General features: G+C 65.6%; 24 protein-coding genes and 1 pseudogene. 13 read left to right on the forward strand and 12 right to left on the reverse strand.

The genetic code is table 11. The features are described from left to right. Nucleotides 1–180: 180 nt before the first annotated feature. The 6 genes from AC1ROX_RS15760 to AC1ROX_RS15785 are packed head-to-tail and all read right to left on the reverse strand — an operon-like array spanning nt 181 to nt 6,864. Nucleotides 181–1,383, reverse strand: a complete 1,203-nt coding sequence (locus tag AC1ROX_RS15760; protein WP_493126898.1) for an ABC transporter substrate-binding protein — start codon at nt 1,381–1,383, stop codon at nt 181–183. A gap of 44 nt (nt 1,384–1,427) precedes the next feature. Further along, the gene (locus AC1ROX_RS15765) at nt 1,428–3,272 is read right to left on the reverse strand and encodes an AMP-dependent synthetase/ligase (RefSeq protein WP_493126899.1); all 1,845 of its coding nucleotides are present in this window, start codon (nt 3,270–3,272) and stop codon (nt 1,428–1,430) included. Nucleotides 3,273–3,288: 16 nt separating this feature from the next. After that, the gene (locus tag AC1ROX_RS15770; protein ID WP_493126900.1) at nt 3,289–4,065 is read right to left on the reverse strand and encodes an ABC transporter ATP-binding protein; all 777 of its coding nucleotides are present in this window, start codon (nt 4,063–4,065) and stop codon (nt 3,289–3,291) included. A gap of 12 nt (nt 4,066–4,077) precedes the next feature. Further along, the gene (locus tag AC1ROX_RS15775; RefSeq protein ID WP_493126901.1) at nt 4,078–4,836 is read right to left on the reverse strand and encodes an ABC transporter ATP-binding protein; all 759 of its coding nucleotides are present in this window, start codon (nt 4,834–4,836) and stop codon (nt 4,078–4,080) included. Then, nucleotides 4,833–5,984, reverse strand: a complete 1,152-nt coding sequence (locus AC1ROX_RS15780) for a branched-chain amino acid ABC transporter permease (RefSeq protein WP_493126902.1) — start codon at nt 5,982–5,984, stop codon at nt 4,833–4,835. Before AC1ROX_RS15780 ends, AC1ROX_RS15775 begins: the two co-directional genes overlap by 4 nt. Nucleotides 5,985–5,988: 4 nt before the next feature. After that, a complete protein-coding gene (locus tag AC1ROX_RS15785) occupies nt 5,989–6,864 on the reverse strand; it encodes a branched-chain amino acid ABC transporter permease (protein WP_493126903.1) in 876 nt (291 codons plus the stop codon). Nucleotides 6,865–7,007: 143 nt separating this feature from the next. Between AC1ROX_RS15785 and AC1ROX_RS15790 the strand changes: the two genes are divergently transcribed. From AC1ROX_RS15790 to AC1ROX_RS15805, 4 genes are all read left to right on the forward strand, one after another. Further along, the gene (locus tag AC1ROX_RS15790) at nt 7,008–8,180 is read left to right on the forward strand and encodes an acyl-CoA dehydrogenase family protein (protein ID WP_493126904.1); all 1,173 of its coding nucleotides are present in this window, start codon (nt 7,008–7,010) and stop codon (nt 8,178–8,180) included. Next, the gene (locus tag AC1ROX_RS15795) at nt 8,181–8,645 is read left to right on the forward strand and encodes a PaaI family thioesterase (protein ID WP_493126905.1); all 465 of its coding nucleotides are present in this window, start codon (nt 8,181–8,183) and stop codon (nt 8,643–8,645) included. Continuing rightward, a complete protein-coding gene (locus AC1ROX_RS15800) occupies nt 8,642–9,103 on the forward strand; it encodes a PaaI family thioesterase (RefSeq protein WP_493126906.1) in 462 nt (153 codons plus the stop codon). The genes AC1ROX_RS15795 and AC1ROX_RS15800 overlap by 4 nt, the downstream gene beginning before the upstream one ends. Nucleotides 9,104–9,215: 112 nt before the next feature. Beyond that, a complete protein-coding gene (locus tag AC1ROX_RS15805; RefSeq protein WP_493127037.1) occupies nt 9,216–10,202 on the forward strand; it encodes a TIGR03032 family protein in 987 nt (328 codons plus the stop codon). A gap of 3 nt (nt 10,203–10,205) precedes the next feature. Here the strand turns inward: AC1ROX_RS15805 and AC1ROX_RS15810 are convergent, their stop codons facing one another. Next, entirely contained in the window at nt 10,206–10,703 is a 498-nt protein-coding gene (locus AC1ROX_RS15810) for an SRPBCC domain-containing protein (protein ID WP_493126907.1), read from the reverse strand. 38 nt (nt 10,704–10,741) lie between these two features. Here AC1ROX_RS15810 and AC1ROX_RS15815 point away from each other — a divergent pair, with 38 nt between their 5' ends. The 4 genes from AC1ROX_RS15815 to AC1ROX_RS15830 are packed head-to-tail and all read left to right on the forward strand — an operon-like array spanning nt 10,742 to nt 14,823. Next, nucleotides 10,742–11,488, forward strand: a complete 747-nt coding sequence (locus tag AC1ROX_RS15815) for a transglutaminase-like domain-containing protein (protein WP_493126908.1) — start codon at nt 10,742–10,744, stop codon at nt 11,486–11,488. Then, the gene (locus AC1ROX_RS15820; RefSeq protein ID WP_493126909.1) at nt 11,485–12,699 is read left to right on the forward strand and encodes a multidrug effflux MFS transporter; all 1,215 of its coding nucleotides are present in this window, start codon (nt 11,485–11,487) and stop codon (nt 12,697–12,699) included. Before AC1ROX_RS15815 ends, AC1ROX_RS15820 begins: the two co-directional genes overlap by 4 nt. A 20-nt stretch (nt 12,700–12,719) precedes the next feature. Continuing rightward, complete coding sequence (locus AC1ROX_RS15825) at nt 12,720–13,643, forward strand: SDR family NAD(P)-dependent oxidoreductase (RefSeq protein WP_493126910.1); 924 nt, start codon at nt 12,720–12,722, stop codon at nt 13,641–13,643. A gap of 19 nt (nt 13,644–13,662) precedes the next feature. Then, nucleotides 13,663–14,823 (forward strand): M20 family metallopeptidase, encoded by a 1,161-nt coding sequence (locus AC1ROX_RS15830; protein ID WP_493126911.1) that lies wholly within the window; start codon nt 13,663–13,665, stop codon nt 14,821–14,823. 162 nt (nt 14,824–14,985) lie between these two features. Here AC1ROX_RS15830 and AC1ROX_RS15835 read toward each other — a convergent pair whose 3' ends face one another. Next, complete coding sequence (locus tag AC1ROX_RS15835) at nt 14,986–15,600, reverse strand: NAD(P)-dependent oxidoreductase (RefSeq protein WP_493126912.1); 615 nt, start codon at nt 15,598–15,600, stop codon at nt 14,986–14,988. Then, entirely contained in the window at nt 15,597–16,496 is a 900-nt protein-coding gene (locus tag AC1ROX_RS15840) for an alpha/beta fold hydrolase (RefSeq protein ID WP_493126913.1), read from the reverse strand. The genes AC1ROX_RS15835 and AC1ROX_RS15840 overlap by 4 nt, the downstream gene beginning before the upstream one ends. A gap of 67 nt (nt 16,497–16,563) precedes the next feature. On the opposite strand from AC1ROX_RS15840, the gene AC1ROX_RS15845 reads away from it, so the two are divergent. Then, the gene (locus tag AC1ROX_RS15845) at nt 16,564–17,529 is read left to right on the forward strand and encodes a fatty acid desaturase family protein (RefSeq protein ID WP_493126914.1); all 966 of its coding nucleotides are present in this window, start codon (nt 16,564–16,566) and stop codon (nt 17,527–17,529) included. Nucleotides 17,530–17,582: 53 nt separating this feature from the next. On the opposite strand, the gene AC1ROX_RS15850 is transcribed toward AC1ROX_RS15845, so the two are convergent. From AC1ROX_RS15850 to AC1ROX_RS15860, 3 genes and pseudogenes are all read right to left on the reverse strand, one after another. Then, nucleotides 17,583–18,140, reverse strand: coding sequence for a hypothetical protein (locus tag AC1ROX_RS15850; RefSeq protein WP_493126915.1), 558 nt, complete (start codon nt 18,138–18,140; stop codon nt 17,583–17,585). A gap of 114 nt (nt 18,141–18,254) precedes the next feature. Beyond that, nucleotides 18,255–19,555, reverse strand: a pseudogene (locus AC1ROX_RS15855) (aspartate aminotransferase family protein). Beyond that, on the reverse strand, nt 19,552–20,163 hold the full coding sequence (locus tag AC1ROX_RS15860; RefSeq protein WP_493126916.1) for a 2-hydroxychromene-2-carboxylate isomerase: 612 nt from the start codon (nt 20,161–20,163) through the stop codon (nt 19,552–19,554). The pseudogene AC1ROX_RS15855 and the gene AC1ROX_RS15860 overlap by 4 nt, the downstream one beginning before the upstream one ends. A 92-nt stretch (nt 20,164–20,255) precedes the next feature. Here AC1ROX_RS15860 and AC1ROX_RS15865 point away from each other — a divergent pair, with 92 nt between their 5' ends. From AC1ROX_RS15865 to AC1ROX_RS15880, 4 genes are all read left to right on the forward strand, one after another. Next, nucleotides 20,256–21,035 (forward strand): glutamine amidotransferase-related protein, encoded by a 780-nt coding sequence (locus tag AC1ROX_RS15865; protein ID WP_493126917.1) that lies wholly within the window; start codon nt 20,256–20,258, stop codon nt 21,033–21,035. A 70-nt stretch (nt 21,036–21,105) separates the two neighbouring features. Then, entirely contained in the window at nt 21,106–22,065 is a 960-nt protein-coding gene (locus AC1ROX_RS15870; protein WP_493127038.1) for an SPFH domain-containing protein, read from the forward strand. A gap of 3 nt (nt 22,066–22,068) precedes the next feature. After that, nucleotides 22,069–22,512 carry an NfeD family protein gene (locus AC1ROX_RS15875; protein ID WP_493126918.1) on the forward strand — a complete coding sequence of 148 codons (444 nt, stop codon included), beginning with the start codon at nt 22,069–22,071 and terminating at the stop codon, nt 22,510–22,512. Continuing rightward, nucleotides 22,509–23,471, forward strand: coding sequence for a Bug family tripartite tricarboxylate transporter substrate binding protein (locus tag AC1ROX_RS15880; RefSeq protein ID WP_493126919.1), 963 nt, complete (start codon nt 22,509–22,511; stop codon nt 23,469–23,471). The genes AC1ROX_RS15875 and AC1ROX_RS15880 overlap by 4 nt, the downstream gene beginning before the upstream one ends. The last annotated feature ends 220 nt before the right edge of the window (nt 23,472–23,691 follow it).

Below are 23,691 nucleotides of genomic sequence, written 5' to 3' on the forward strand. Positions count from 1 at the left end.
CTGCTGCGCTCTTTGACTCTCCGGCGGGTGGCGCACACGACCCGGTCCGTCGTCGCTTTTTGCGACTTATACGGGAGTAGAGCAGTTTCGCAGCCGTTATGCACGGCGAAACGGCGGATTCCGGAGGGCAAAAGAAAAGGCCCGGGACAGCACGGGCCTTTGCCGTCGAGGGCGTTGGGATCAGTTCTTGAGGTCGCGCTTCAGCACGACCCAGCGGCCGTCCTTGATCTGCTGCTGCAGGAAGATCGTGGCCGACAGGTGCTCGGTGGGCGAGAACTTCACCGGTGGCGAGTTGAAGATGTCCTGGAAGACGTCACCCGACTCCATGGCGGTCAGGAGCTTGGCGCCGGTCAGGTCCTTGCCCGCCAGCCTGGCGTAATGGGCGAAGGTCATGACGTCGTTGTAGCCCAGGGCCGCCTGGGTGTTCGGCTCCATGTTGTAGAGCTTGAAGTAGGCGTCGGCCCATTCCTTGGCCTTGCCCGTGGCGGTGTCGCGGTAGGGGATCTCCATGCCGCCGACGGCATAGAAGCCCTCGACCACGTCCTTGCCCAGCGCCGGGACCTCGACGACGTTGGCGGCGGGGCTGCCGAAGTAGATCGGCGAGAAGCCGATCTTGCGGCCCTCGGCCATGACGCCCACGGTCTCGCGCACCACGGTGCCCATGACGACGAAGTCGCAGCCTTCCGACTTCATCTTGGCGACCTGCGAGGAGAAGTCCGACGCGCCGCGCTTGTAGCTGGTCGTCGCACCGGCGGTCAGCTTCACGTCGGCCACGGCCTGGGTGAAGCCGTCGAGCACGTTCTTGCCGAACTCGTCGTCCTGGTAGATCACGCAGGGCTTCTTGATGCCCTTTTCCTTCATCAGGTCGCGGGCGCCGGCGCGCACACTCTCGGTGTAGGGCGGGACGTTGTTGAACTTCAGCCGGTCCTGCGGGTTCTTCGGGTCCATCTTGTAGGTGAACTCGGCCGAGGTGACCGGGAAGAGCTGCGGGACGCCGGCCTCGAGCAGGGTGTCCTGCGCGGCGAGCACCGTGGGCGAGCCCAGCGGCGCCAGCATGGCGAAGATCTTGTCCTTCTCCACGAGCTTCTGCGTCGCGAGAACGGCGCGCTTGGGGTCGTAGCCCACATCCTCGACGATCAGCTTCAGCTTGCGGCCGTTGATGCCGCCCGCCGTGTTGATCTCGTCGACGGCCATCTTCATGCCGTTGGTGACGGGAACGCCCCAGGACTTGATGGGGCCGGAGAGATCCTGATGGGTGCCCAGCACGATCTCGGTGGGCGCGATGCCCTGATTGGTGACCTTGGTCTGCTGCGCCATCGCCGGCAGCGCGGCGAGGCCGAACACGCCACCCAGCAGGGCGGCTTTTACGCTAAACGAACGCATGACTACTTGTTTCCTCCACTACGCTTTACGGAACTGTATTGAACTCAGGCGGCTTGAGGGCGGTACATCGCGTCGATCTGGTCCTTGTACTTGGTGTTCACGAACGACCGCTTGAGCTTCATGGTCGGCGTCAGCTCCTCGTCCTCGGGCGTGAGCTGCTGCTCGATCAGGTAGAAGCGCTTGATCGTCTCGACCCTCGCGAAGTTGGCGTTGACCCGCTCGATCTCCGACCAGATCAGGTCCTGCACCTCCTTGGAGCGGCACAGGCTGGTGTAGTTGGTGAAGGGGACGTCGAGATCCTGGGCGAACTTCTCCACCGTCTCGCGTTCGATCATCACCAGACACGTGAGGTAGGCGCGCTTGTCGCCGATCACAACCGCGTCGCTGATATAGGGCGAAAACTTGAGCTGGTTCTCGATCTCCGACGGCGTGATGTTCTTGCCGCCCGCCGTGATGATGATGTCCTTCATCCGGTCGGTGATCTTGACGTAACCCTCGTCGTCGATCAGGCCGACGTCGCCGGTGTGCAGCCAGCCGTCCTTGTCGACGGTCTCGGCGGTCTTCTCGGGCTGGTTCAGGTAGCCCATGAACACCATGTCGCCCTTGATCAGGATCTCGCCGACCGGCGAGATGCTGACCTGGCCGTAGGGCACCGACTTGCCGACCGTGCCGAGCTTGATGGCGTTGGCCGGCATCGCCGTCGCCAGCCCGCAATTCTCCGTCTGGCCGTAGACCTCGAACATGTCGAGGCCAAGTGCCAGGTACCAGCGGATCAGCTCGGGCGAGATCGGTGCCGCGCCGGTGAACAGCCAGCGACAGCGGTCCAGCCCGATCATGCGGCGGATGTTCTTCAGCACCAGTTGGTAGGCCACCTGGAACTGCAGCTTCTCCAGGGCCGTCGGCTCGCGCCGCGCCAGCCGCGCGTCCGCGATGGCGAGGCCGGCGGCGAGTGCCCGCTTGTAGGCCCATTGCTGGAAGGGCGTCGCGTCCTTCAGGGCAATCATGATGCCGGCGTAGAACTTCTCCCAGACGCGCGGCACGGCGCCGAACAGGGTGGGCTGCACCTCGCGGATATTGTCCGGCACCGTCTCGGGACTCTCGGCGAAGTTGGAGCAGACGCCGGTCGCGACCGAGTAATAGCTGCCGGCGATACGCTCGGCGACGTGGCAGAGCGGCAGGAAGGCCAGGCGCTCGTCACCCTCGTACCAGGAGAGCGAGAGTTCCGGGTGCATGCAGTTCTGCATCGTGTAGACGACGTTGCGATGGCTGTGCATCGCACCCTTGGGCGGGCCCGTCGTGCCCGACGTGTAGACCAGGATGGCGAGGTCGTCGGGCTTGCGCGAGGCAACCAGCTCCTCGAACAGCGTATCCTTGCCCTGGCCGTAGTTGCGGCCTGCGGCCATGAATTCGTCGAGTGAGACCACCATCGGATCGTTGAAGGTACGCAATCCTTCCATGTCGAACACGACGATCTTGCGCAAGGTCGGGCAGCGGTCGCGCACTTCGAGCGCCTTGTCGAGCTGCTCGTCATCCTCGACGAACAGGACCGAGGTCTTCGAATCGTTGATCAGGTATTCGACCTGCTTGGCCGAGTCTGTGGGATAGATGCCGGAGGAGACGCCGCCCGCGCACAGGATGCCGAAGTCGGCGTAGTTCCATTCCGGCACGGTGTTGGCCAGCACCGAGGCGACGTCGCCGGGGCGGAAGCCGATCTCGTGCAATGCGAAGGTTACCGACTTCGACCGCTCCAGCCACTGGTTCCAGGAGATAGCGTTCCAGATGCCGTAGAGCTTCTCGCGCATCGCCGGCCGCTCGCCGCGCGTTTTGCACGACAGCAGGAAGCTCTTGGGCAGGGTTTCGGCAACCGTCAGCGTCGCTTTGGTGGGCATGGTTTCCTCGCTCCCGTCAGCGCCAGTTCTTCTTCTTCTTCCAGCGGCGTTCGCCGCGGGCGCTCTCTTCCTTGGCGCCGAGATAGAACTCCTGGATGTCCTTGCTGTTCATCAGCCGCTCGCAGGTATCGTCCATCACGACCCGGCCGACCTCGAGCACGTAGCCGTAATGCGCCGTCTCCAGCGCCATCTTGGCGTTTTGCTCGACCAGCAGGATCGACGTGCCTTCCTCGGCATTGACCCGCCGGATGATGCTGAAGATCTCCTTCACCAGCAGCGGCGAGAGGCCGAGCGACGGCTCGTCGAGCAGTAGGAGCTTCGGCCGGTTCATCAGGGCGCGGCTGATCGCCAGCATCTGCTGCTCGCCGCCCGACAGGGAACCGGCCGGCTGGTCGATGCGCTCCTTGAGGCGCGGGAAGTAGACGAAGATCTTTTCGAGATCCTTGGCGACGCCGTCGCGGTCCTTGCGCAAGAAGGCGCCCATCGCGAGATTCTCGCGCACCGACAGGAACGGGAAGACCTCGCGGCCTTCCGGCACGTGGCTGAGACCGAGCCGCACGATCTTGTCGGCATCCATGCGCTGGATCGGCTTGCCCTCGAATTCGATCGTGCCCTTGAGCGGATCGAGTACGCCCGAGATGGTCTTGAGGATCGTCGTCTTGCCCGCGCCATTGGCGCCCAGCACGGTGATGATCTTGCCGCGCGGCACGGCCAGGCTGACGCCGCGGATCGCCATGATCGGGCCGTAGTAGCTCTCGATGTTGGAGACCTTCAGGATCGGATCGTCGCTCATGTCCTGCTCCGCTCAGGCGCCGAGATAGGCGGCGATGACGTCGGGATGCGCCTGCACCTCGGCCGGCGTGCCCGAGGCCAGCACCTTGCCGTAGTTCAACGCCAGCACGCGGTCCGACACGCGGTTCACCAGGGTCATGTCGTGCTCGACCATCAGCACGGTGACACCGAGCTCGGTGCGGATGTCGCGGATCCAGAACGACATGTCGTCGGTCTCCTCGACGTTGAGGCCGGAGGAGGGCTCGTCGAGCAGGATGAGCTTGGGCTCGGAGCAGAGCGCGCGGGCGACCTCGATCACCTTGCGCACGCCGTAGGGAAGGCCCGCGATCAGCTTCTCGCGATAGGGCTGCAGGTCGAGGAACTCGATCACTTCCTCGACCTTGCGGCGATGCTCCCGCTCGGCGCGCCGCACCGACGGCAGGAACAGCATGTCCTGCCAGAGTTGCGTGGTGGCGTGGCAGTGCCGGCCGACCAGCAAGTTGGCCAGCATGCTGGCATTCTCGAACAGCTCGATGTTCTGGAAGGTGCGGGCGATGCCGAGCTTGGCGATCTGGTGGGCCGGCACCTCGGTGATGTCGCGGCCCTCGAAGAACAGCTTGCCCGAGGTCGGGTCGTAGAGCCGCGAGATCAGGTTGAAGATCGAGGTCTTGCCGGCGCCGTTGGGCCCGATGATAGTGAAGATCTCGCCCTTATCGACGCTGAAGCTCACGCTGTCGACCGCCTTGAGGCCGCCGAACTGCAGCGAAATGCCGTCTACCGTGAAGAAGCTCATCGGTTGCGCTCCGACTTCACGTAGGTCTTCTGGCGCTTGAAGGTGGCCTTCTTGTAGAGCGGGAAGAGCTGGAAGAAGAGCTTCACCTTGAGCCAGCGGCCGTAGAGGCCGTAGGGCTCGAACAGGATGAACATCATGATGATCAGGCCGTAGATCGCGCCCTTGAGGCCGGCGGCAGAGCCGATCGCCGACATGGTATCGCGCAGCTTGCCGGCGCCTTCGGGCGCCATGCCCAGCGTGGTGGCGAGGCTGGCGCCCAGCACCGGGACGTCGTCCTTCAGGGCGGTCAGGAACGGATCGACCATCACGATGAAGATCGCGCCCAGCACCGCGCCGTGCACCCCGAAGGCGCCGCCGATGATGATCACCATGATGAACTCGATGGAGAGCAACAGAGTGAACATCTCGGGCGAGATGAAGGACATCTTGTGGGCGAACAGCACGCCCGCCATGCCGGTGAGGGCGGCGCTGATGGCGAAAGACTTCACCTTGTAGGCGGCGAGGTCGATGCCCATGCTCTTGCCCGCGGTCTCGGAGTCGCGGATGGCGATGAAGGCGCGGCCAGTGGGCGAGCGCAGCAGGTTCAGCGCCAGCAGGATCGAGCCGATCAGCACCAGCAGGCAGAGGAAGTAGAAGGAGTCGCCGTCGCGCGGCAGGGGCTGGCCGAGCAGGTCGATGGTGCGCACCCGCATGCCCTCGTTGCCGTGGGTCACCGATTCCCAGCGCGCCAGGATCTCCTCGACGATGAAGGCGAAGGCGATGGTGGCGATCACCAGGTAGATGCCGCTGAGACGCAGCGCCGGGAAGCCGACCATCGCCCCGACCGCGCCGGTGATGATGGCCGCCGCCGGGAAATAGACGATGAACGATATGCCCTGGCTCTGCATGAACCCCGCGGTATAGGCGCCGATCGCCAGGAAGGCGGCATGGCCCAGCGAGGCCTGGCCGGTGAAGCCGGTGAGGATGATCAGCGCGACGCCGACTATGGCGTAGATGAAGACGAAGACGATCTGGCTTTGCAGATAGCTGCCCACGAGATAGGGGGCGGCGATGGTCACGGCCAGCAGCAGTCCGTAGGACCACCAGTAGCCGCTGTGCTTCAGCAGCTTGATGTCCTGGTCGTAATCGGTCTTGAAGACGAAACGCATGGGCTCAGACCTTCTTGCGCATGCTGGGACCGAACAGGCCGTGTGGCCGGACCAGCAGGACGATCAGCAGCACGATGTACGGCGCCACGTCCTTCCAGCCTTGCGGCAGGTAGAAGCCGGCCAAGGTCTCGATGACGCCAATGATGAGCCCGCCGATCAGTGCGCCGGGGATCGAGCCGAAGCCGCCCAGCACCGCCGCCGGGAAGGCCTTGAGGCCGAGCGCCAGACCTACGTTCGAATGGATGAAGGTGATGGGCGCCAGCAGCACGCCCGCGGTCGCGGCCACCGCGGCGCTGATCGCCCAGATCAGCGACACGACCCGCTTCACCGGGATGCCCATGTAATAGGCCGCCAGCATGTTCTCCGACGTGGCGCGCATGGCGGTGCCGAGCCGCGTGTAGTTGAAGAAGGCGTAGAGCACGACACAGAGGATGACGGTGGCCACGATCACCGAGAGCTTGTCGTGGGCGATCACCAGATCGCCGAGCTTCAGCACGCCGGTCGAGAAGGGCGTGTCGATCTTGAGGTCGTCGGTGCCCCAGATCATGCCGGCGACGGAGCGCAGAAAGTAGCCCAGCCCGATCGTCGCCATGACGATGGAGAACTGCGGATAGCCCAGGATCGGCCGGATCAGGATACGCTCGGTCGCCATGCCGAACACCGCCATGCCGCAGACGGCGAACAGGAAGCCCAGCCAGTAGTCGAGGCCGATCAGGCCGATGAAGGTGAAGACGAAGAACCCGCCCAGCATCATCAGGTCGCCCTGGGCGAAGTTCACGACTTCCGTCGCTTTGTAGATGAGGACGAAGCCCAGCGCGATGAGCCCGTAAACGCAGCCGAGCGCGATTCCGCTCACCAGCTGCTGGATGAAATCGAGCATTCTCCTACCCTGTAAACCGGCCGTTTATTGGCTTCGCGTTTAGCTTGAATCATAAGACATGGCAGCGCTGCGGAGAGTCAATGGATTTTCAAGCTACGCACTGTACTGTTGGCCGATCCACTGCTCGTTACCGGAGAATTTTCATGTCGCTCGCCGAGCAGGCCGTGCCCTCGGGCCGGCCGCCGTCGCCGTTCTATACCGAGGAGCACGAGGCGTTCCGAAGCACCGTGCGGCGCTTCGTCGATCGCGAGATCATGCCCCATGTCGACCAGTGGGACGAGGCGGAGGAGTTCCCGCGCGAGCTCTATCGCAAGGCCTCGGCCGCCGGCCTGCTGCAGCTCGGTTTCCCCGAGGAACATGGCGGCGTCCCGACCGATCCCTTCTTCGGCATCGTGAAGGCCGAGGAGATGGCGCGCCACGGCAGTGGTGGCCTCAATGCCAGCCTCAACAGCCACACGATTGGTTCCCCGCCGATCGCGGCCCTGGGCCCGGAATGGATGAAGCGCAAGGTTCTGCCCGAGGTGCTGGCGGGTGAGAAGATCAGCGCGCTGGCCATTACCGAGCCCAGCGGCGGCTCCGACGTGGCGAACCTCAAGACCACGGCGCGGCGCGAGGGCGACCACTATGTCGTCAACGGCTCCAAGATGTTCATCACTTCCGGCATGCGGGCCGACTACTACACGGTCGCCGTCCGCACCGGCGGTCCGGGGGCGGGTGGCGTCTCGCTGCTGCTGATCGAGAGGGACCGCGAGGGCTTCGCGCGCACCAAGCTGAAGAAGATGGGCTGGTGGGCGTCCGACACCGCCCAGCTCTTCTTCGACAATGTGAAGGTGCCGGTCGAGAACCTGATCGGCGAGGAGAATCGCGGCTTCATCGGCATCATGCTGAACTTCAATTCCGAGCGGCTGGGCATGTCGGCCGGCGCCTGCGGCTACGCCAAGGTCTGCCTCGACGAGGCGATCGCCTATGCCCGCGAGCGCCATACCTTCGGCAAGCCGCTGATTGCCAACCAGGTGGTGCGCCACCGGCTGGTCGACATGGCGATGCGCATCAACGCCGTGAAGTCGACGCTCGAGCTGCTGGCCTACAGGGTCGGGCAGGGCGAGAAGCCGGTCGCCGAGATCTGCATGCTGAAGAACCTCGCGACCTCGACCATGGAGTTCTGCGCCAACGAGGCGATGCAGGTGTTCGGCGGCGCGGGCTACCTGCGCGGCGCCAAGGTCGAGCGCATCTATCGCGAGACCAAGGTCATGTCGATCGGCGGCGGCTCGACCGAGATCATGAAGGATCTCGCCGCCCGCCAGATGGGGCTGTAGATGGACAGGGACGCGCGCATCGCGCTCTTCCAGCAGTGGTTCTCCGACAACATCCCGCACAACAAGGCGCTGGGCCTGAAGGTGATCGGCGCCTCGCGCGGCTTTGCCTCGATGCAGCTCGACTGGCGCGAAGAGCTCGTGGGCAATCCGGAGACGGGCGTGCTGGCGGGCGGACCGCTCACCGCCATGCTCGACGGCTGCTGCGGCATGTCGGTAGCCACCATGCTGAAGGCGCCGGAGCCCTTTGCGACGCTCGATCTGCGCATCGACTATGTGCGGCCGGCGGAGCCCGGCAAGGCGGTGATCGCCGAGGCCGAGTGCTACCGCATCACGCGGTCCGTGGCCTTCACACGCGCCTTCGCCCATCACGGCGATGCCAAGGACCCGATCGCGGCGGCGGCCGGGACCTTCATGCTGGGCACCAAGGGCAAGGCGACGCGGCCCGCCCTGGTGGACAAGCCATGAGCGCGCTTCTCGAACGCCTCGCCGAGGCGCGCAAGGAAGGCAACGTCGCCCGCCTCGCCGAGACCATTCCCTATGCGCGCTGGATGCAGATCGCGCCGGAGAACGGCACCGGCGAGCTGCTGACCCGCATGCGCTATCACCCGGAGCTGATCGGCAACACGTTCCTGCCGGCGATCCATGGCGGCACGCTGGGCGCGATGCTCGAGATGGCCGCGATCTTCCATCTCCTGTGGGAGACGGAGACCGAGACGGTGCCGAAGATCGTCAACATCACCGTCGACTACCTGCGCTCGGCGCGGCCGGTCGACGTGATCGCGTGCGCCAAAGTGACCAAGCAGGGAAGGCGGATGGTCAACGTCTTCGCCGAAGCCTGGCAGGAAGACCGCTCGCGCCCGGTCGCAACGGCCAATGCCCACTTCCTGGTGAAATCCGACGCCGACGCGCCGCCGTCGCTTTGATCCTCCATTCGATCTAAGGTGCCGACACGCCGTGGAGAATACTGCAGCCCCGCCCGCCGGACAGGAAAAGCCGGCCTTCGTCGTGACCACGTCGCGCTAGTTCCCGAATTGGCTGGCCGATAGCGGCGGCAGCCTCGCGCTCTCGACTTACCAGAGCGGCAAGGTGATCCTGATCGGCACCAACAAGCAGGCGGGTGGCCGGCTCTCGGTGTTCGAACGCACGCTGGAGCGGCCGATGGGCATGGCGTTCCACGATTCACGCCTGGCCATCGCGTCGATGATCCAGATCACCAGCTTCGTCGACGCTGCCCGCGGAACGCCCGGCGCCGCTGGCTACGACGCGCTGTTCGTCCCGCAATCGGCGACCTACACCGCCGACCTCGACGTTCACGATGTCGCCTTCGACGCCGACGGCAAGCTGGTCTTCGTCAACACGCTGTTCTCCTGCCTCGCGACGGTCAGCGAGACGCACAGCTTCAAGCCTCTGTGGAAGCCCTCCTTCATTTCCCGGCTGGCGCCGGAGGATCGCTGCCATCTGAACGGCCTGGCGATGCGCGACGGCAAGCCGGCCTATGTCACCTGCGTCTCCGACACCGATGTCGCCGACGGTTGGCGCGATCATCGCGCCGGCGGTGGTGTCGTGGTCGATGTCGCCTCGGGCGAGGTCGTCTGCCGCGGCCTTTCGATGCCCCATTCGCCGCGCCTGCACGAGGGCAAGCTCTGGGTGCTGAACTCGGGCGCGGGCGAGGTCGGCACGGTCGATCTGTCGACGGGCCGCTTCGAGCCGCTGGCCTTCTGTCCGGGATATCTCCGCGGGCTCGACTTCGTCGGCCCTTATGCGCTCGTGGGCCTCTCGGAGCCGCGCGACAACCGCACCTTCGCCGGCCTGCCGCTGCAGGACCGTCTGGCCGACGCCAAGGTCGGCCCGCGCTGCGGCGTGTTCGTGATCGACACGCGAACCGGCGACGTTGCGCACTGGCTGCGGCTCGAGGGCGTGATCAACGAACTCTACGACGTTGTCAGCCTGCCGGGTCTCGCGCGGCCGATGATGATCGGCTTCAGGAACGAGGAAATCCGCCGGACCGTGTCGGTCGAGTAGCGATCAGCCCTGCGGGTTGTCCAGATCCACACCATAGCGCGCGGCGTTCTGCGCCATGTAGTGGTCGCGGTCATGGACGGTCGCGCCGCGGACGGCGGCCTCGACCATGTCGATGAACGTATGCCAGCCCATGGCGTTCAGTTTCACGAACGTGTCCAGCACCGGCAGGTGTTCGAGCGTCAGGAGAGTGCCCCCTGCTGAAGGCGCAAGCGTCAGGATGAGATAGGACTCAGGGTAGGGCGACGTCGCGTCGCCTGGATTGTACACGTTCCATGTATAGGCGAGGCGCCCCGGCGGCTGCCATTGCGTGACCACGCCGCGGATATGGCCGCCCATCAGCGAGACGGCACCGCCGACCCGTGGCTCGATCCTGCCGTCGCCATACCAGCCGGGCAGGCGTCCGGGATCGGCCAGGAAATTCCACACCTGCGAGGGCGGGCCGGGCAGGGGCCGTTCGAAGCGCACCATATGCGCATGGGTGAATTGCGCGCCGTCGCTCATGGACTTTCCCGCCTCTTGCCTTAAAGGATTTGCCGCACATGGTGGATTACGATTCCTTCAGGACCCCGGCCGACGACGTCATTCGTGACGGCGCCAGCTTCGAGGCCTATCGGCAACCGGGCGACTTGATCGATTCACAACACCCGATAATCGTGGCCTACGCAAGGCGCGTGGCCGGCGAGGGCAGCGACCGCGAGAAGGCACTGCGCCTTTACTACGCCGTGCGGGACGAGCTGCGCTACGATCCCTACAACACGCCGATGAAGCGCGAGGCCTATCGCGCCAGCGCCACGGTGGCTTCCGGACACGGATACTGCGTGAACAAGGCGGGTGTCATGGCCGCGGTCTGCCGTGCCGCCGGTATCCCGGCCCGCCTGGGCTACGCAGACGTGCGCAACCACATGACGACACAACGACTGTCGGAACTGATGGGCAGCGACGTCTTCTACTATCACGGCTATACCGACGTCTGGCTGGAGGGGCGCTGGATCAAGGCGACGCCGGCCTTCAACCGCGAGCTCACCGACAGGTTCGGCCTGAAGCCGCTCGACTGGGACGCCGTGGGCGATTCGATCTATCACCCGTTCGATCTCAGCGGCCGCCGCCACATGGAATATCTCGCCTATCGCGGCGTGTTCGCCGACATCCCGTTTGACGAGATCCGCGGTGCCTTCCGCCATTATTACCCGCGCATGACGAAGGCGCAGGAGGAGATGGCCCAAGGGGATATGGCACTGGGCGGCGATTTCGGCGCCGAAGGTGCTGCGGAAGCGAAACCCAAGTGAACCTCGCGCCGCGTTCGCCTGCCTACATTGCCCTCCTGGTGGCGCTGAGCAGTTTCGGCCCGCTCACCATGAGTATCTACACGCCGGTCATGCCATCGGTCGGTCACGAGCTGCTGGCGACACCTGACAACGTGAAGCTGACCCTCACCACCTACATGCTGGGCTTTGCCGTCGGCCAGCTCTTCTATGGCCCGCTCAGCGACCGTTACGGGCGGCGGCCGGTCCTGCTGGGCGGCCTGCTGTTCTTTGCAGTCACCAGCTTCGCCTGTTCCTTCGCCCTGTCGATCAGCGGCCTGATCGGCTTGCGCATCCTGCAGGGGCTGGGCGCGGCGTCGGGGGCGGTGCTGGGCCGCGCGCTGACACGCGATGCCTACACGTTCAAGGAAATGCCGCTGGTCATGAGCTGGATCTCGCTCGGCCAGAACATCGCACCGTCGCTGGCGCCGACCATCGGCGGCTTCCTCGGCGAATGGGCGAGCTGGCGCGCGACCTTCTGGCTCGTGGGCGGCTTCGGCACGATCCTGTTCCTGGTGACCTGGGCGGGCTTGCGTGAGACCAACACGTTCCGCAGCGAGCGTATCGATATGTCGAGCCTGTTGCGCGGCTCGGGCGAAATGCTGCGCGATCGCCGCTTCCTGGGCCATGTCCTGCCGCTCGGCTTCGCCTTCGCCCTGAACTTCGGCATGCTGGCGGGCGTGCCCTTCGTGCTGCAGGAGAGCATGGGCTTCAGCCCCCGCGAGTTCGGCCTGATCGCGTTGCTCGCGGTCGGCGGCTTCACGCTGGGCACCTTCGTGAACAACCGGCTGGTCGGCCGCGTCGCGCCGGTCGACATCATCATGTATTCGGGCTGGTTCCACGTGGCGGCACTGATCGGCATGGGGGCGCTTTCGCTCTCCGGCATCGTCACCTGGTGGGCCATCATCGGGCCGCACATGCTGCTGAGCTTCGGCACGGGCATGATCGTGGCCAATGCCAATGCCGGTGCGGTCGGCCTCTATCCGCGGCTGGCCGGTACGGCTTCGTCGCTGGCAGGTCTTGCGCAGATGGGCATGGGCGCCATGGGCACGATCGCGGTAGCCGCACTCACGGTGATCGGCAGCCGCTACATCGCGATGCCGATGGTGATCGGCCTCACGCCGTTCGCGATTGCGACGGTGCTGAGCGCGCGACTGTTGCGCGGCGAGCCGCGCGCCCCGAAAGTGGATCAGTAGTGAAGAGGGAGAAGAAGACTATGGCAAACATGTTGAAGGACAAGGTCGTGCTGGTCACCGGCGCGGGCGGCGGCATCGGCCGCGAGATGGCTCTGCTGGCGGCCAAGGAAGGCGCCAAGGTCGTGGTCAACGATCTCGGCGGCGCCGTCGACGGCGAGGGTTCCGGCAGCGCGACGGCGGCCGAGAAGGTCTGCGCCGAGATCGCGGCGGCCGGCGGCAAGGCCGTCCCGAACGGCGACAGCGTGGCCGATCCGGCCGGTGCCGAGCGCATGGTCAAGGCCGCGGTCGAGAATTTCGGCCGCATCGACGGCGTCATCAACAATGCCGGCATCCTGCGCGACCGCATCTTCCATCGCATGAGTCACATGGACTGGAAGATGGTCATCGACGTCCATCTCAACGGCTCGTTCAACACCAGCCGCGCCGCCGCCAACTACTTCAAGGAACAGAAGTCGGGTGCCTTCGTGCACTTCACCTCGACCTCCGGCCTCGTCGGCAATTTCGGCCAGGCCAACTACTCAGCGGCCAAGATGGGCATCATCGGCCTGTCGCGCTCGATCGCCCTCGACATGGCGGCGTTCAACGTCCGCTCCAACTGCATCTCGCCCTTTGCCTGGACGCGCATGATCGGGACCATCCCCGCCGACACCGAGGCGCAGAAGGCGCGCCTGGAGCGTTCCAAGAAGATGACCCCGGCCAAGATCGCGCCGATGGCCGTCTACCTGCTGTCAGACTCGGCGCAGGAGCAGGGCATCACCTCGCAGATCTTCGGCGTGCGCATGAACGAGATCATGCTGTTCAACGCCAACCGCCCGGTACGCTCCGTGCATAACTCCGAGGGCTGGACGCTGGAGGACATCGCCGAGCACGCCGTGCCGTCGATGAAGCCCTACTTCACGGACCTGAAGCGCTCGCCCGAGTACTTCACCTGGGATCCGATCTGAGCACAGAGGACTGACGACAATGGCCGCCGCGAACATGAAGAACGAGCCCAAGATCGACCCCAAGGAGATACTGGAGGGCATCGTCGAGTGGATCGAGATCGAGAGCCCGAGCCACGACGCGAAGGCGGTCAATGTCATGGTCGACAAGGTCGAGGGCCAGTTCCGCGACCTTGGCCTCGACCTGGATCGTACACCGGGCCGCGACGGCTTCGGCGACATCCTGGAAGCCAAGACCCCGGCCGAATGGAGCACGGGGCAGGGCAAGGGCATTCTGGTCCTTGCCCATCTCGACACGGTGCATCCGCTCGGGATGAAGGAGAAGGAGTTGAAGATCCGCCAGGAAGGCGACAGCGTCTTCGGCCCCGGCATCTACGACATGAAGGCGGGCGGCTACATCGCCTACTATGCCCTGCGCCACCTGGTCCGCCAGGGCAAGAAGACAAAACTGCCCGTCACTTTCCTGTTCATTCCCGAGGAAGAGGTCGGCAGCCCGACCTCGCGCGCCCGTATCGAGGAAGCGGCGAAGGGCCACAAATATGCGCTGGTGATGGAACCGGGCCGCGACGGCGACAAGGTCGTGACGTCGCGTAAAGGTGTGGGTCGCTTCACCCTGACGGCCAAGGGCCGCGCCGCGCATGCCGGCGTGCGCCATGAGGACGGCCGCAGCGCCATCCTCGAGATCGCGCGCCAGATCGTGCGCATCGAGGAGAAGACCGACTATGCCCGCGGCATCACCTGCAATGTCGGCCTGATCCGCGGCGGCTCGGGCGTCAACGTGACGCCGGCCGAATGTTCGATCGACGTCGACCTGCGCGTGCCCAGCATGCAGCTGGCCGAGGAGATGACCCACTGGTTCCTGAACCTCGAGCCGATCGGCAAGGAGGTCGAACTCTCGGTCGAGGGCGGCATGAATCGTCCGCCCTACCAGAAGGATGCGGGCATCACCGATCTCTTCCAGAAGGCGCAGGCGATCTATCGCGAGATCGGCAAGGAGCTGAACGACGTGCCGCTGACCGGCGGCGGCAGCGACGGCAACTTCACCGCCGCCCTCGGCATCCCGACGCTCGACGGCCTCGGCGCCGATGGCAAGGGCGCCCACGCCATCATCGAGCAGATCTACTATTCCTCGCTGGAACCGCGCACCTACCTCTGCGCGCGCCTGCTCGAGACGCTTGAGTAGGGCCAGCGAAGCAGGATCACCAGCCTCCCCATTCAAATGGGGAGGTGTCGTCGTTTTACGACGACGGGGTCATAGGCTTGCAATGCTCATGACCCCATCGCCCCGTATGACGGGGCACTTCCCCATCTGAATGGGGAAGCAGGCGATCTCTGATGGTTTGATCTAATACGCCGCCGTAAACCGCTTGCGGACGTGCTTGGGCTTCTCGATCTCGTTCACGATGGCGACCGCGAAATCCTCGCGGCTGATCTGGCTCACGCCGTCCTTGTCCTCGAGCAACTGATCTTTGCCGAGGCGAAACTTGCCGGTCCGCTCGCCGGGCTGGATCGAGGTGGGCGGCGAGATGGCGGTCCAGTCGAGGTCCTTGACCTTGCGCACCTCTTCCAGCGCCAGGGAGGCGGGCTTCGAGGTCGGCGGCTGGATGCCCCGGTCGGCCATGTGATCGAGATGGGTGCGGCCGTCGGCGCGCAGCAGGCTGCCGGCGCCGACCACGAACAGGACGCGCTTCACGCCGCTCTTGCGCACGGCGTCCAGCACGTGATGGACGCTGGCCTCGTTCCACTTCACCGAGGCCACGACGATGTCGTGTCCCTTCAGGATCGCCGCCATCGACAGGGCGTCGGTCGTGCTGCCCTGCTTCACCACCATGCCGGGCCGTGGCTTCAGCTTCGAGGCGTCGCGGGTGATGGCGGTGACGGTATGCTTGCGCGCAAGCGCCTCGTCGAGGATGTGGCTGCCAATATTGCCCGTGGACCCGATCAGGGCGATGGCTGTCATTGCTTGGTTTCCTTCATGAGATCGCGCAGGGCCGCGACCGTATCGGCCGGCGCCTCCTGGGGCACGTTGTGGCCGATGCGCGGCAGCATGCGCCGCTCGTAGCCGCCGGTGAACTTCTCGGTCTTGCCGTCGCGATCGGAGGCGGGACCGACGCCGTCGGCGGCGCCGTGGAGGTTGATGGTCGGCACCGGGATGGCCGGCTGCTTCGCCAGCAGCGCTTCCATCGGTTCGAGCGTGGGATCGCCCTTGGTGTAGCCGTAGCGGTGTCGGTAGGACTGGATCACCACATCAACGAAGTCGGGATTGTCGAACGACGACGCGGTCTTCTCGAACGTCGCATCGTCGAATGTCCATTCCGGCGACCACAGGTTCCACAGCAGCTTGCAGACGCCGCGGCGGTCCTTGGTGAGGCCGGCGCGGCCGCGCTCGGTGTTGAAATAGTATTGGTACCAGAGGCGGTGCTCGGTCTCGGCGGGAGCCGGCTCGACCGAGGCCGCGATGTTCTGGAGATTGTAGCCGGTGCAGCTCACGAGGCAGCGCACGCGCTCGGGCCACAGCGCCGAGACGATGCAGGCCGCCCGGCCGCCCCAATCGTAGCCCGCTAGGGCCGCGCGCTGGATGCCCAGCGCGTCCATGAGCTGATGCAGGTCGTGGCCGAGCGCCGCCTGTTCGCCCGAGCGCAGCGTGCCGGCCGAAAGGAAGCGGGTGGGGCCGTAGCCGCGCAGGTAGGGCACCAGCACACGGTTGCCGTCGGCTGCCAGCGTCGGCGCGACCTCGTCGTAGGCGCGCACGTCGTAGGGGAAGCCGTGCAGCAGGATCACCGGCGCACCGTCGGGCGGGCCGTGCTCCTCGTAAGTGACGTCGAGGACGTCGGTGCGGACGGATTTGCGTTGCATATGCTGACCATATAGCGGTCCGTGACCGCCGTTGACAGTCGTCCGTGACGCGACCAGCCTTTTGGGCATGAGCCGGATCGGCGAATTTCTCACCTTGGAACAGACGCGCAGGCTGGGCGCCAAGTCGAATCTGGTGGGCGCGCTCCTCGTGCTGCATGCCTGGGCACTGATCGGTGGCAGCATGGCGCTGTTCGCCTGGTGGCCCAACCCGTTCACCTTCCTGCTGGGCGTCATGGTGATCGGCGGCCGCCAGCTCGGGATAGCTATCCTGATGCATGATGCTGCGCACGGGCTGCTCTTTGCCGATCGCCGCCTCAACGACTGGGTGGGAAGCTGGCTCTGCGCCTTTCCGGTGTTCACCAGCCTTACGCTTTACCGGCCCTATCACCTGCAGCATCACCGCTTCACGCAGCAGGCCGAGGATCCCGACCTCGGGCTTTCGGCGGCGTTTCCGACCAGCCGCGCCAGCCTGCGCCGCAAGATCGTGCGCGATCTGACGGGGCGGACGGCCTTCCTGCGCCGCGGCGAGCAGCTCCGCCGTGCGCTGGGTCCCGCGGACGCGCCGCTCGCCACGCAGCTCGCGAACCTGTGGCGCAAGGAGAAGGGCCCGCTGATCGTCAACCTTGTCCTGCTCGCCGGACTTTCCGCCGCCGGTTACTGGTGGCTCTACCCGGTCATGTGGCTGCTGCCGCTCGCCACCTGGTACCAGCTCGTGAGCCGCATCCGGAACATCGCCGAGCACGCCGTCGTGCCCGACAATGACGATCCTCTGCGCAACACCCGGACGACCTACGCCAATCCGCTGATGCGCCTTCTCGTGGCGCCCTATTGGGTGAACTATCACCTCGAGCATCACCTGTTCATGTTCGTGCCCTGCTGGCGCCTGCCGCAGGCGCATCGCGCCTTGCTGGACGGGGGCCGTCGTCTGTCGATGGAGCTGAAGCCCGGCTATCTCGCCGTGCTGAAGGCTGCCACCACCGGCGCGAAGGGTGGGGGGCGCGACCCCGGCGAACGGGCGGCCCAGCACATATAGAAAAGGCGGCCCCGCGGGACCGCCTTTCGTCTCGTCCTGTTTGACCCGTCTGCTTACTGAGCCGGGCAGGCGAAGATGTTCATCTCGGGGCCGAGGTCGTACGGCGGCGGCACCTGCTCCAGGGCCGTCACCTTCGGATCCATCGCCCAGTCGAAAGCGCGCTTGCCGCGCGAGCAGAATTCCTTGTCCGTCGGCGCGCGCTGCGCCGTGCGGTTGGCGACTTCCGTCACGAAGACGTCGGTGTTGAAGCGCTTGCGGCCGGCGATCTGCGAGAGCGTGCGGGCGTTGGTCGCGAACTCGTTGCGGAACTTGCCGACGAAATCGGCATAGACCTTCTCATAGGCGCGGGCGCCGCCGGGGCCTTGGCACTGCAGGGTCACGACCTGAAGCTCCTGCTGCACCATGCGCGCGCGCACGATGGAGAGGTCCGCCGCGTTGTAGCAAATGGCCCGGATCTGGCCCGCGGGAGGCGAAGGCGGAACGGGGGCCTGGTAGTCGGCCGCCGGCGGCTTTACGGGCGCGGCCGCTGTCTTGGACTCGCCGAGCGTGCAGGCGCCCAATGCCAGCATGCTTCCCGCAAGAACTGCCGCCTGTGTAAGCCTCTTGATCATCCGCAAACTCCCAACGCCATTGGCCCGGAAACCGCCAGCGGGTACAACAGTTAGCCGCCCGTTTCAAACGCTAATACCAATTACGGGACGGGAAGCGCCGATTTCCCTGAATTCTTACTGTAAAGCTTTGGTGAGTGCCCGGTCGAAGATCTCCAGGCCGAGATCGATCTCGGCCTCGTCCACGGTGAGGGGCGGCGCGATGCGAAATATGCCGAACCCGCCGCGCACCGTGCTGGTCATCATCCCCATCTCCAGGCAGGTCCGGGCGACCTTCTGGGCAAGCTCCGGGTCCGGCGTGCGGGAGCGCCGGTCCTTCACCAGGTCGAGACCCAGCAGCAGCCCGCGTCCCCGTACATCGCCGATGCAGTCGTAGCGCTGCTGCAACGCCAGCAGCCCGTCCTTCAGGCGCTTGCCGAGGCTTGCGGCGCGCTCCGTGAAGTGGTCGCGCAGGATGACCTCGATGACCTTGAGGCCGACCGCGGCGGGCAGGGGATCTGAGGCGTGGGTCGTGTAGAAGAGGAAGCCGCGCTCGGCGGCTAGGTCCTCGATCTCCGGCGTCGTCAGCATGGCGGCCAGCGGCAGGCCGGCGCCCAAGGTCTTGGAGAGCGTGAGATACTGCGGCACGACACCGTCGCGCTCGCAGGCGAACAGGGTGCCGGTTCGTCCAAGCCCGGTCTGCGCCTCGTCGAAGATCAGGTGCATGTCGCGCTCGCGGCACTTCTCCTCCAGGGCGGCCATCCAGCCTTCCGGCGGCTCCAGTACGCCGCCCGAGCTCAGGATCGGCTCGACGATGCAGGCGGCCAGGGCGCCGCTCGACTTGGCGGTCGACCAGCTCGAAGCCGAAATCGAGCTCGCCCAGCCAGTCGTAGACGCCGCGATCGTCGATGAAGCGCGAGCGATAGGTGTCCGGTGCCGGCAGGACCAGCGCGCCGGGCTGTGGCGGCCCGTAGCCCTTGCGGCTCGACGAATAGGTCGCCGAAGCCGCACCGCCGGTGACGCCGTGCCATGACCGGCTCATGGCCACGATCTCGTGCCGGCCGGTCACCAGCTTGGCCACGCAGCGCCGCCTCGTTCGACTCGCCGCCGGTCGAGACCAGCAGCACGCGGTCGAGCTTGCCCGGCGAGACCTTGGCGATCAGCGCCGCCAGCTCGACGACCGGTCGCGACAGGATCGTCGAATAGAGATGGTCGAGCTCGCCGATGTAATGGCGCGCCACCTCGACGATCTCGCGGTGGCTGTGGCCCAGGATGGCGCTCATCTGCCCCGAGGTGAAATCGAGGATCCTGCGGCCGTCGGCGTCGGTGAAGTAGTTGCCCGCCGCGCCCTCGGCGATCACTGGTGCGAAGGCGCCGCCATAGCGCACCAGGTGGGCGTTGGCCTTGGCCCAGAAATCGGGATCGGCGTTCTTGCTCATGTGGCGCCGGCCTCCAGCGCGGCCTTGACCAGCGGCATGCGGTCATTGCCGAAAAACATGTCGTTGCCGACGAAGATCGTCGGGCTGCCGAACCCGCCGCGGGCGATCAGCTCGTCGGTATTGGCGCGCAGCCGCGCCTTGCAAGAATCGGTCTCGATGCCGGCGAAGAAGCGCTGCCGCTCGATGCCGGCCTTCTTCGCGATATCGGCCAGCACGTCCTCCTTGGACAGGTCCCGGTCGTCACCCCAATAGGCCTCGAAGGCGGCCGTGGCGTAGGGGGCGAGCTTGCCCTCGTCGATTGCCACGAAGGCGCCGCGCATGGCCTTCACGCTGTTCACGGGAAAGACGGTCGGCGGGAACTTGATGGCGAGCCCGTAGAGCCGGGCCCAGTCCTGCATGTCCTTCTGCATGTAAGCCTGCTTCCGCGGATTGGGCTTGGCGCGACTCTCGTAGACGGTCTGGTTGACCGCGTTGAACACGCCACCCACCAGGATGGGCTTCCAGACGATCTCGGCTGCCGCTTCCCGGGCCAGCGGCTGGACCGCGTGGAAGGCGAGGTAGGTCCAGGGACTGGAGCAATCGAAGTAGAAGTCGAGCTGCCGCGCCATTTCGTCCCCCTGTTACCCGTTCGCCTTGTCGTTGCCATACATGGCGCATATCTTGCTAATCCATGACGGTATCGTCTGGCCAGTGTAGAGAAATGGGCCCCCAAAAGATTGCCCCCAAGAAAATAGCGATCGTCGTGCATCAGCAGCATTCGCGGCCCGGACGGGTCGGCGCCCTGCTCGAAAAGCGCGGTTACGAACTCCACCGACTTTGCCCCAACCTGGGCTGCAATCTGCCCGAGGACATGTCCGACTATGCCGGCGTGGTGATCTTCGGCGGCCCGATGTCGGCGAACGATTGCGGCACCCTGGCGGGCATCAAGTGCGAGCTCGACTGGATCCCCAAGGTCGTCGATGCCGGCGTGCCCTTCCTCGGTCTCTGCCTCGGCGCCCAGCTCCTGACGCGCGTCGCCGGCGGCCGGGTCGGGCCTCATCCCGAGGGCCATGTCGAGATCGGCTATGTCGATGTCGAGCCGACCGAAGCGGGTCGCGCCTGGTTCAAGGGACCGATGAAGGTCTACCAGTGGCACCGCGAGGGCATGACCATCCCGGAGTGCTGCGAGCTGCTGGCCACCAACGATCGTTACCCGGTCCAGGGGTTTCGCTGCGGCCCCAACGCCTTCGGCTTCCAGTTCCATCCCGAGGTCACGCTCGAGATGAAGGGCATCTGGACCCTGAGCGCGGCCGAGCGGCTCAAGATGCCGGGCGCGCAGCAGCGTGGCGTCCATCTCTCCATGCACGCGCTCTACGATCCGCCGCTCGACCGCTGGATCAACGGCTTTCTCGATCGCTGGCTCGCGACCGACCAGCGTGTCGCCGCTGCGTCGACGGCAAATCCCGCCAAGCAAACCGAGTTCGCCGCCGCCGCCGACTAGCGGCTGCCGTGATGGCCCGGCGACCCGCCATGGGCTAGGCTTCCTGTGAAATACAGGGAGACGCTGAATGATCTCGGGTGCGCTGATTTTCGTGCTGGCCGTCGTCCTCGTGGCGCTGGTGCTGATCTTTGCCGGCGTGAAGACGGTGACCCAGGGCACCAATTGGACCATCGAGCGTTTCGGCCGTTACACCCGCACCCTGACGCCCGGCCTGCATTTCATCGTGCCCTTCGTCGACACGATCGGCCGCAAGATGAACATGCAGGAGAATGTCCTCGACATCCCGCCGCAGAAGGTCATCACCAAGGACAATGCGACCGTCCAGGTCGATGCCGTGGCCTTCTACCAGGTGGTGGACGCCGCGCGGGCCGCCTACGAGGTCCAGAACCTCCACCTCGCCATAACCAACCTCGCGCTGACCAACATCCGCTCGGTGATGGGCAACATGGCGCTCGATGAAGCCCTGTCGAAGCGCAACGACATCAACCATACCCTGCTCGCCGTCATCGACCAGGCGACCAGCCCGTGGGGCGTCAAGGTCCTGCGCATCGAGGTCAAGGACATCGCCCCGCCCGAGGACATCGTGGTGGCGATGGGCCGGCAGATGAAGGCCGAGCGCGAGAAGCGCGCCACCATCCTCGAGGCCGAGGGCATCCGCGAATCGAGCATCCAACGAGCCGAGGGCGAGAAGCAGTCGGCCATCCTGACCGCCGAGGGCCGCCGCGAGGCTGCGTTCCGCGATGCCGAGGCCCGTGAGCGCATGGCGGAAGCCGAAGCCAAGGCGACCTCGGTCGTGGCCGATGCGATCGCCGGCAACGGCGTGCAGGCGACCAACTACTTCCTCGGCACCAAGTATGTGGAGGCGTTGTCGAAGATGGGCTCCAGCCCCAACGCCAAGGTCTTCTTCCTGCCCGTCGAGGCAGCGGGCGTCATGGCCTCGATTGCCGGCATCGGGGAACTGGCCAAGGAGGCGCAGGCGCGCGGTGTCGAGGCCACGCGGCCGCGCGGCTCCGTTCCCAACGCAGGCTAGGCGATGTTCAAGATCGTCTTCTGGTACTGGTGGGCGGCGGCGGCGGTGTTGCTCGTCCTGGAGATGATGCTGCCGGGCGTCGTCTTCCTCTTCCTGGCAATCGGTGCTGCGGCGGCCGGCCTGTTCCTGCTGGTCGTGCCGGATTTCTCGCTCGAATTGCAGCTGCTTGCCTTCGCTGTCATCTCTGTCGTCTCGGCGGTCGGGCTGCGCCGGACGTTGCGGCGGCTTCAGCATGCGGACAACCCGGCGACCTCGACGCTCAACGCCCGCGCCGACGCGCTGATCGGCAAGGTCATCGTGCTCGAAGAGCCGATCCTGAATGGTCGCGGAAGGGTCAATCTGGGCGACGGAAGCTGGAGCGTGACCGGCCCCGACATGGTGAAGGGGGCCAAGGTACGCGTGAAGTCGGTGAGCGGTACAGAACTCGCTGTGGAGCCCGCACCATGAAGCGCAGATTTCTTCTCGCACTCCCGGCCCTGCTCACGCCGCTCGTTGGCCACGCGCAGACGCCTTATCCAACCAAGACGGTTCGCCTCATGGTCGGCGCCAATGCCGGCGGCGGCACCGACATCGTGGCCCGCATGCTGGCGGAGAAGCTGGCCGAGTCGATGAAGGGCACCTTCGTCGTCGAGAACAAGCCCGGCGCCTCCAACACGATCGCCGCCGACCTCACGGCCAAGGCGCCGCCCGACGGGCATACGATCCTGGTCGCGACCAACACCGGCCAGGCCATCGCGCCGCATCTCCTCAAGCTCGGCTTCGACCCGATCAGGGACCTGATCCCGATCGGCCTCGTGGTGAACGTGCCCAACGTGCTGGTGGTCGGCGCCTCGGTGCCGGTGAATTCAGTGGCCGAGCTGATCGCTGCGATGAAGGCGAAGCCGGGCGAATTCAAGTACGCCTCGTCGGGCGTCGGCAGCACTCAGCACATCGCGGGCGAGGCCTTCGACGTGGCGGCCGGCGTGAAGGGCATGCACGTTCCCTACAAGGGCAGCGCCCAGGCGCATCTCGATATCATCGGCGGCAACGTCCAGATGATGTTCGACACGACCTCCTCGTCGATGGGCCAGATCAAGGCCGGCAAGTTCAAGCCGCTGGCCGTCACCTCCGAACGTCGCAGCAGCGAGCTGCCCGACGTGCCGACGCTTGCCGAAGCCGGCCTGCCGGGCTTCGACATGACGACCTGGTACGCCGTGTATGTGACGGCGGGTACGCCGCCCGACGTGGTCGCCAAGCTGCAGGCCGAGCTGATCCGCATCGTGGCGCTGCCCGATGTGCAGGCGAAGCTGCGGGGACTGGGCGGCGAGCCCGGTACGATGACGGTCGAGCAGTTCACGCGCTTCAACGCCCAGGAATACGAGCGTTTCGGCCGCCTGATCCGCGAGGCCAACATCAAGCCCGAATAACTTCCGAGAAGAGCGAAAGGTCCCTCGCTTACGCTCGGGATGACAATTTTGTTGGGATTTGCGCGGTGCGCCGACCAAACAAACGCTGTCATCCCGAGCGTAAGCGAGGGACCTTTGCCTCATATGCGATAGCCCTGCGGGGCGGGGGAGGGCCTGTCCGTTTCATTCGTTTCGTTTATTTCGTTTGTTTCGTTTGCGCGCCTTGACGACGTCGCCGGGG

The sequence above is a fragment of the Reyranella sp. GW821-FHT14A01 genome (assembly GCF_058803965.1).

Coding starts and splice junctions, on each gene's coding strand:
- AC1ROX_RS15835 (WP_493126912.1), bottom strand. CDS start 15,600: ATGACAGCCATCGCCCTGATCGGGTCCACGGGCAATATTGGCAGCCAC.
- AC1ROX_RS15875 (WP_493126918.1), top strand. CDS start 22,069: ATGTTCAAGATCGTCTTCTGGTACTGGTGGGCGGCGGCGGCGGTGTTG.
- AC1ROX_RS15780 (WP_493126902.1), bottom strand. CDS start 5,984: ATGCGTTTCGTCTTCAAGACCGATTACGACCAGGACATCAAGCTGCTG.
- AC1ROX_RS15865 (WP_493126917.1), top strand. CDS start 20,256: ATGGGCCCCCAAAAGATTGCCCCCAAGAAAATAGCGATCGTCGTGCAT.
- AC1ROX_RS15815 (WP_493126908.1), top strand. CDS start 10,742: ATGGTGGATTACGATTCCTTCAGGACCCCGGCCGACGACGTCATTCGT.
- AC1ROX_RS15775 (WP_493126901.1), bottom strand. CDS start 4,836: ATGAGCTTCTTCACGGTAGACGGCATTTCGCTGCAGTTCGGCGGCCTC.
- AC1ROX_RS15790 (WP_493126904.1), top strand. CDS start 7,008: ATGTCGCTCGCCGAGCAGGCCGTGCCCTCGGGCCGGCCGCCGTCGCCG.
- AC1ROX_RS15810 (WP_493126907.1), bottom strand. CDS start 10,703: ATGAGCGACGGCGCGCAATTCACCCATGCGCATATGGTGCGCTTCGAA.
- AC1ROX_RS15830 (WP_493126911.1), top strand. CDS start 13,663: ATGGCCGCCGCGAACATGAAGAACGAGCCCAAGATCGACCCCAAGGAG.
- AC1ROX_RS15825 (WP_493126910.1), top strand. CDS start 12,720: ATGGCAAACATGTTGAAGGACAAGGTCGTGCTGGTCACCGGCGCGGGC.
- AC1ROX_RS15765 (WP_493126899.1), bottom strand. CDS start 3,272: ATGCCCACCAAAGCGACGCTGACGGTTGCCGAAACCCTGCCCAAGAGC.
- AC1ROX_RS15840 (WP_493126913.1), bottom strand. CDS start 16,496: ATGCAACGCAAATCCGTCCGCACCGACGTCCTCGACGTCACTTACGAG.
- AC1ROX_RS15845 (WP_493126914.1), top strand. CDS start 16,564: ATGAGCCGGATCGGCGAATTTCTCACCTTGGAACAGACGCGCAGGCTG.
- AC1ROX_RS15880 (WP_493126919.1), top strand. CDS start 22,509: ATGAAGCGCAGATTTCTTCTCGCACTCCCGGCCCTGCTCACGCCGCTC.
- AC1ROX_RS15800 (WP_493126906.1), top strand. CDS start 8,642: ATGAGCGCGCTTCTCGAACGCCTCGCCGAGGCGCGCAAGGAAGGCAAC.
- AC1ROX_RS15850 (WP_493126915.1), bottom strand. CDS start 18,140: ATGATCAAGAGGCTTACACAGGCGGCAGTTCTTGCGGGAAGCATGCTG.
- AC1ROX_RS15860 (WP_493126916.1), bottom strand. CDS start 20,163: ATGGCGCGGCAGCTCGACTTCTACTTCGATTGCTCCAGTCCCTGGACC.
- AC1ROX_RS15785 (WP_493126903.1), bottom strand. CDS start 6,864: ATGCTCGATTTCATCCAGCAGCTGGTGAGCGGAATCGCGCTCGGCTGC.
- AC1ROX_RS15770 (WP_493126900.1), bottom strand. CDS start 4,065: ATGAGCGACGATCCGATCCTGAAGGTCTCCAACATCGAGAGCTACTAC.
- AC1ROX_RS15760 (WP_493126898.1), bottom strand. CDS start 1,383: ATGCGTTCGTTTAGCGTAAAAGCCGCCCTGCTGGGTGGCGTGTTCGGC.
- AC1ROX_RS15795 (WP_493126905.1), top strand. CDS start 8,181: ATGGACAGGGACGCGCGCATCGCGCTCTTCCAGCAGTGGTTCTCCGAC.